Annotated in this window: 6 protein-coding genes and 1 tRNA gene; all 7 read left to right on the top strand. The window is 30.9% G+C overall.

The features are described 5' to 3' along the window. The first annotated feature begins 68 nt into the window (after nucleotides 1–68). A tRNA-Leu gene (locus tag HMPREF3125_RS12300) sits at nucleotides 69–151 on the top strand. 223 nt (nucleotides 152–374) lie between these two features. Further along, the gene (locus HMPREF3125_RS12295; RefSeq protein ID WP_017638024.1) at nucleotides 375–1,439 is read left to right on the top strand and encodes a PTS sugar transporter subunit IIC; all 1,065 of its coding nucleotides are present in this window, start codon (nucleotides 375–377) and stop codon (nucleotides 1,437–1,439) included. A 115-nt stretch (nucleotides 1,440–1,554) separates the two neighbouring features. Continuing rightward, a complete protein-coding gene (locus HMPREF3125_RS12290) occupies nucleotides 1,555–3,015 on the top strand; it encodes an ABC transporter substrate-binding protein/permease (RefSeq protein WP_070454069.1) in 1,461 nt (486 codons plus the stop codon). Beyond that, nucleotides 3,008–3,730, top strand: coding sequence for an amino acid ABC transporter ATP-binding protein (locus HMPREF3125_RS12285; protein WP_029056292.1), 723 nt, complete (start codon nucleotides 3,008–3,010; stop codon nucleotides 3,728–3,730). Before HMPREF3125_RS12290 ends, HMPREF3125_RS12285 begins: the two co-directional genes overlap by 8 nt. Before the next feature lie 142 nt (nucleotides 3,731–3,872). Then, nucleotides 3,873–5,003 carry a tRNA epoxyqueuosine(34) reductase QueG gene (queG, locus tag HMPREF3125_RS12280; protein WP_070454067.1) on the top strand — a complete coding sequence of 377 codons (1,131 nt, stop codon included), beginning with the start codon at nucleotides 3,873–3,875 and terminating at the stop codon, nucleotides 5,001–5,003. Beyond that, nucleotides 5,004–5,474 carry a tRNA (uridine(34)/cytosine(34)/5-carboxymethylaminomethyluridine(34)-2'-O)-methyltransferase TrmL gene (gene trmL, locus HMPREF3125_RS12275; protein WP_070454065.1) on the top strand — a complete coding sequence of 157 codons (471 nt, stop codon included), beginning with the start codon at nucleotides 5,004–5,006 and terminating at the stop codon, nucleotides 5,472–5,474. It abuts the gene before it with no gap. A 181-nt stretch (nucleotides 5,475–5,655) separates the two neighbouring features. Beyond that, nucleotides 5,656–6,255, top strand: coding sequence for a 6-phosphogluconolactonase (locus HMPREF3125_RS12270; protein ID WP_070454063.1), 600 nt, complete (start codon nucleotides 5,656–5,658; stop codon nucleotides 6,253–6,255). The last annotated feature ends 27 nt before the right edge of the window (nucleotides 6,256–6,282 follow it).

Below are 6,282 nucleotides of genomic sequence, written 5' to 3'. Positions count from 1 at the left end.
GGTATAGGTGTAAAGTCCTATCTTCCGCTCCAATTACTTCCAAGTGGGAAGTTTTTTCTTTATATTGAGCCGGCGTGGCGGAATTGGCAGACGCGCGGGACTCAAAATCCCGTTCCTTTTTGGAGTGTCGGTTCGATCCCGACCGCCGGTATTATATAAATACCTTATGTATTGTGAGTGAAAATGTTGTTCAACCAATGTTTTCACTCTTTTTTTATACTTTTAGATATTTTAAAGAATAGAGGAATAAATACTAATGATTTGAAGAATTTAAAACGTTTAAAAATATTGTCTTATCTTTGTTAAAAAGTGTGATTGTAGTAAAAAGAGTTTTATAATATGATAATTCTAACATTATTAATTGGAGGTCTATAATGAGTAATACTAGCTCGAAAATGGGTAGTAAAAGTTTTTTTAGTAATATTTTAAATGCAGTAGGGGCAGGAGTAGTCATTGCATTATTGCCAAATGCTTTACTTGGTGAATTGTTGAAATTTTTTAAAGATGGTAACGAGCTGCTTGAAAGTATTTTTAGACTTGTTACTGTAGTACAATCATTCATGGCTTTTATTGTTGGTGTACTTGCTGCGCATCAATTTAAATTTAATGGATCAGGAGCAGCGATAATAGGAGCTTCTGCTATGTTAGGGTCAGGGGCAATTGTTTTTGATGGTCAGACTATCATGTTAAAAGGTATTGGAGATATTATTAATATTATTTTAGTCGTGATTATAGCATGTTTTTTATATTTAATTCTTCAAGGTAAATTGGGATCTTTCGAAATGATTATTTTACCTGTTTTAATTCCGGTAGTCAGTGGAACAATAGGACTCATTACATTACCTTATGTTCAAATTATCACTCATACTATTGGTAAAGTTATTAATTCATTTACTGATTTGAATCCTTTAACTATGTCAATTTTAATAAGCGTAACTTTCTCTTTATTGATGGTAACACCTATTTCATTAGTAGCAATTGCCACTGCTATTAGTTTAACTGGTTTGGGAAGTGGTGCTGCTAATATGGGAATTGTAGCTGCATGCGTAACATTTTTATTTGGTTCATTAAGAATAAATTCTATTGGGGTTAATTTAGTATTATTAATTGGAGCAGCAAAAATGATGATTCCTGTTTATTTAAAACACTTAATTATTGCAGTACCATTGATAATTAACGGAATAGTGACTGGTATAACTGCGTATTTGATTGGAATTAAAGGGACGCCACTTTCAGCTGGATTTGGATATACAGGCTTAGTTGGACCTATTAATGCATTAAATCGTATGTCTGGTGACCAAATGACTAATATTATATTATTATTTGTTGGATACTTTATAGTTCCTTTCATAAGTGGATTTGTAGTCCATGAATTATGCAAAAAATTTATACACTCTTACAATGATGAAATATATAAATTTGAAATTCCAAAAGAATAAATTTGCTTAAAGTGTAGCCTAATGGCTATGCTTTTTTTATGTATTTAAAAATTAATATTGCATATTAATGTATAAATTTGTATAATAATGAATATTGAAAAGGAGGGATGCTTTAATGAAATATATTATTAAAGTATTTTTGGTATTTATAATCCTTGTAGGTTCATTATTGACAAATACTCAAAACAATACTCATGCTGAAGAAAACGATGAACATTGGAAAAAAATCAAAGAAAGTGGAGTATTGCGTGTTGGTCTATCAGCAGATTACGCACCAATGGAATTTGAAAAGAATATAAACGGTAAAACTGAATATGCTGGTGTTGATATTGAACTAGCCAAAAAGATAGCTAAAGATAATCATTTGAAATTAAAGATTATTAATATGCAATTTGATAGTTTACTAGGTGCATTAAAAACAGGAAAAATTGATATTATCATTTCAGGAATGACAACAACGCCTGAACGGGAAAAAGAAGTAAATTTTACAAAGCCTTATATGATGACTAATAATATTATGTTGGTTAAGAAAAAAGAAAAGAGTCATTTAAAAGATATTAAAGATTTTAAAAATAAAAGAATTGCTGTCCAAAAGGGTACCGATCAAGAAAAAATAGCAAAAACAGAGATAGAAAATGCTGACGTGACTTCTTTAAATAAATTGCCTGAAACAATATTATCTGTCAAAAGCAATAAAGCAGATGGAGCTATTTTAGAAAAGCCGGTAGCAGAAGCATACATAAAACAAAATCCAGAACTTGCTTTTTCAGACGTGACATTTAATGAAGAAAAGAAACCCACTTGTATTGCGCTTCCTAAAAATTCTCCCATTTTATTAAAAAAGCTTAATCAAACTATCGATGAAGTCAATGATAAACATTTAATAGATCAATATATGACTCAAGCATCAAAAGATATGCAAGATGATGGTAATTTTTATACAAAATATAAAAGCTTTTTCATTAAAGGTATAAAAAATACGATTTTAATCTCAATTATTGGGGTAGTGTTAGGAGCTATTTTAGGAGCTTTTATTGCGCTTATGAAATTAAGCAAAATTAAACCTTTATCTTGGTTGGCATCAATTTACATTGAATTTTTAAGAGGAACACCACTATTAGTACAAGTTTTTATAGTATTTTTTGGTACTACCGCAGCACTTGGACTAGATATTTCTGCGTTAATTTGTGGAATCATTGCGTTAGTCATTAACGCTTCAGCATATATAGCAGAGATATTTCGTGCAGGTATTAATTCAATCGACAAAGGACAAACTGAAGCTGCTCGTAGTTTAGGCTTAAGTTACAATCAAACAATGAAATCGGTCATTATGCCTCAAGCAATTAAAAATATTCTACCTGCTCTTGGTAATGAATTTGTCACATTAATAAAAGAATCATCAATTGTATCTACAATTGGTGTAGGTGAAATAATGTTTAATGCTCAAGTTGTCCAAGGTATTTCATTTGATCCTTTCACACCATTATTAGTAGCAGCAGGTATGTACTTTATTCTTACATTTACTTTATCACGAATCATGAATTTTATAGAGGGGAGAATGATGGCCAGTGATTAAAATTAAAAACTTAAATAAGAAATTTGGTAATAATGAAGTTTTAAAAGACATTAATTTAGAAATACAGAAAGGAGAAGTTGTAGCGATAATTGGACCCTCTGGTAGTGGTAAAAGTACATTACTGAGATGTATGAATTTACTAGAAATACCAACTAAAGGACAAGTTATTTTTGAAGGTAATGATTTAACGCATAAAGGTATACAATTAGACCAGTTACGCCAGAAAATAGGTATGGTATTCCAAAATTTTAATTTATTTCCACATAAAAAGGTTAAAGATAATATCATATTAGCTCCAAAACTTTTAAAAAAGAGAGAGTTAAATAAGTTGAATAATCAAGCTTTGGAATTACTTGAAAAAGTGGGTTTAAAAGAAAAAGCCGAAGTATATCCAAGTCAGTTGTCAGGCGGACAAAAACAAAGAGTTGCTATTGCACGTGCATTAGCAATGCAACCGGATGTTATGCTATTTGATGAACCTACCTCAGCCCTAGATCCAGAAGTTGTTGGTGATGTATTAAAAGTAATGAAAGATCTAGCTAAAGAAGGTATGACTATGGTTGTGGTTACACATGAAATGGGATTCGCTAAAGAGGTAAGTGATAAAGTAATATTTATGGCTGACGGAGTGGTAGTAGAATCTGGTAAACCCAACGAACTATTTGAACACCCACAAAATGAAAGAACTCAAAATTTCTTAGCAAGAGTTTTATAACTATATGAAAAATAATATATAATTTGTCAATAAACAAGTGAACATTTTGTGTGTTTGCTTGTTTTTTAAATCTGATACATACATCATTAATTACTGATATGTTAGAATAACAAGAGTATATTTTTATTGTGGGGGCAAAATTTTGGATGTAAAGCAGTTAAAACAAGATATCATTGATTATGCGCATACTATTGGTATCGACAGTATAGGTTTTACTACTGCCGATCCTTTTGACGAATTAAAACAAAAACTAGAAGACTATCATGCTAAGGGATATGCATCTGGTTTTGAAGAGTCTGACATTGCACTAAGGACTGAACCCAAATTAAGTTTACCAACTGCAAGATCCATTATTGCAATTGCTGTAGGCTATCCAAATAAACTTAAAGGTGCACCTAAAAGTGTTCGTGGTGATAGACGTGGTATGTTTGCAAGAGCTTCTTGGGGACAAGACTACCATACAATTATGAGAAAGCGACTCGATCAACTAAGTGAGTATATAAGATCAGTTGTTCCAGATGTTGAGATTCAATCTATGGTAGATACTGGTGTATTATCTGATAGAGCGGTTGCAGAACGAGCTGGTTTAGGATTTGTAGGACGAAATGGATTTGTAATTAATCCAGATTTAGGTACGTGGACTTATTTAGGAGAAATGCTTGTTAGTATTCCATTTGAACCTGATGATCCATTAATTGATAGTTGTGGTGACTGTACTATTTGTGTTGATAGATGTCCCACTGAAGCATTAGTAGGTAATGGTCAATTAAATAGTCAAAAATGTATTAGCTTCTTAACGCAAACAAAAGGGTATTTAGATGATCAATATAGATATAAAATAGGTAATCGCTTATATGGTTGTGACACATGCCAACAAGTTTGTCCAAAAAATAAAGGAATCAATACGCAACATGATGATATAGTTTTAGAACCAGAAATATTGAAACCTCGATTAATACCATTATTACAAATGAGTAATAAAGAATTTAAAGCAACATATGGGCATTTAGCTGGTGCTTGGAGAGGAAAAAAACCAATTCAACGTAATGCTATTTTAGCTTTAGCACATTTTAATGAAGAAAGTGCTATACCTGAGTTAAAAGAAGTAGCATTAAATGATCCAAGACCTATGATAAGAGGAACAGCATTTTGGGCAATTGGACAAATTGATGGTGAAAATGCGCGTGAATTTATTCAAACACATTATCATGATGAATTAGAAGAAGTCCAAGTTGAAATGAAGAAAGGCTTGGAAATGAGGAGAGAAAAATAAATGACAAATCACATTGTTTTATTTCAACCTGAAATACCTGCCAATACTGGCAATATTGCTAGAACGTGTGCAGGTACCAATACACATTTACATTTAATTAAACCTTTAGGGTTTAGTACTGACGATAAAATGTTAAAAAGAGCAGGATTAGATTATTGGGAACATGTTAATATTACATACCATGAAAATATAGAATCATTTTTTGATGAAACTGAAGGAGATTATTATTTACTTACTAAATTTGGTAAACAAACATATAGTGATTTTGATTTTTCAAATACAAGTCACGATCATTACTTTATTTTCGGAAGAGAAACAACTGGGTTACCGGATTGGGTTAAAGAAAAATATCAAGAAACAGCATTACGTATACCTATGAGTGATAAAATTAGATCATTAAATCTTTCTAACACGGCAGCATTACTTATTTATGAAGCTTTAAGACAACAATCTTTCCCTGATTTATCTTAAAAAATGATAGATTAAGTTCAAAGTAGATGAAGGATATTATATCAACATGTTATATTTATTGATGAGAAAATAATATTCAATAAACATAGGTTAGTTTAACCTAAATATAATAAGGGTATAAATGAATTAATATTAACCATACTATTCTATGTATAGTAAACTAAGAGGAGTGTATTTTAATATGGCAATGAACTTTAAAGTATTCGAAGATAAACAAAGAGTAGCTGAATATACAGCAGACATTTTGAGAAAACAGTTTAACAACAATCCTATGACTATCGCTGGTGTTCACTTAACTAAAGACCATGCACCTGTATTAGATGAACTTAAAAAGAACGTTGAGTTACATGCAGTTGATTTTAGTCAAATCAACATTTTAGATTATGATGAAAATAATTCATACTATGAAGCTTTAGGCGTACCTCAAAGCCAAATTTATTCATTATCTTATAATCAAGATGCTAATGAATTTATTTCTGATAAAATTAAAACAAAAGAAAATAAAGGTAAATTAGTGTTACAAGTAGTTTCTATTGATGAGAATGGCAACCTTGATGTAAGCGTAAGACAAGGATTATTAGAAGCGCGTGAAATTTTCTTAGTTGTTACTGGTAGCAATAAACGCGAAGTAGTTGAAAAATTATATAATGAAAATGGTAAGTCTAATTATGAACCAGCAGATTTAAAAGCTCATCGCATGGTTAACGTTATTTTAGATAAAGAAGCAGCGGCTGGATTACCTGAAGATGTTAAAGAATACTTCACTGCTCGCTTTGCTTAATTACTAAGTGAAAAAGAGGTTCTATGT

It is taken from the genome of Staphylococcus sp. HMSC13A10, assembly GCF_001808005.1.
GTDB classification, from domain to species: domain Bacteria; phylum Bacillota; class Bacilli; order Staphylococcales; family Staphylococcaceae; genus Staphylococcus; species Staphylococcus pasteuri.
The sequence above is the reverse complement of the archived record's forward strand: the minus strand, read 5'-3'. Positions and strand labels throughout refer to the sequence as shown.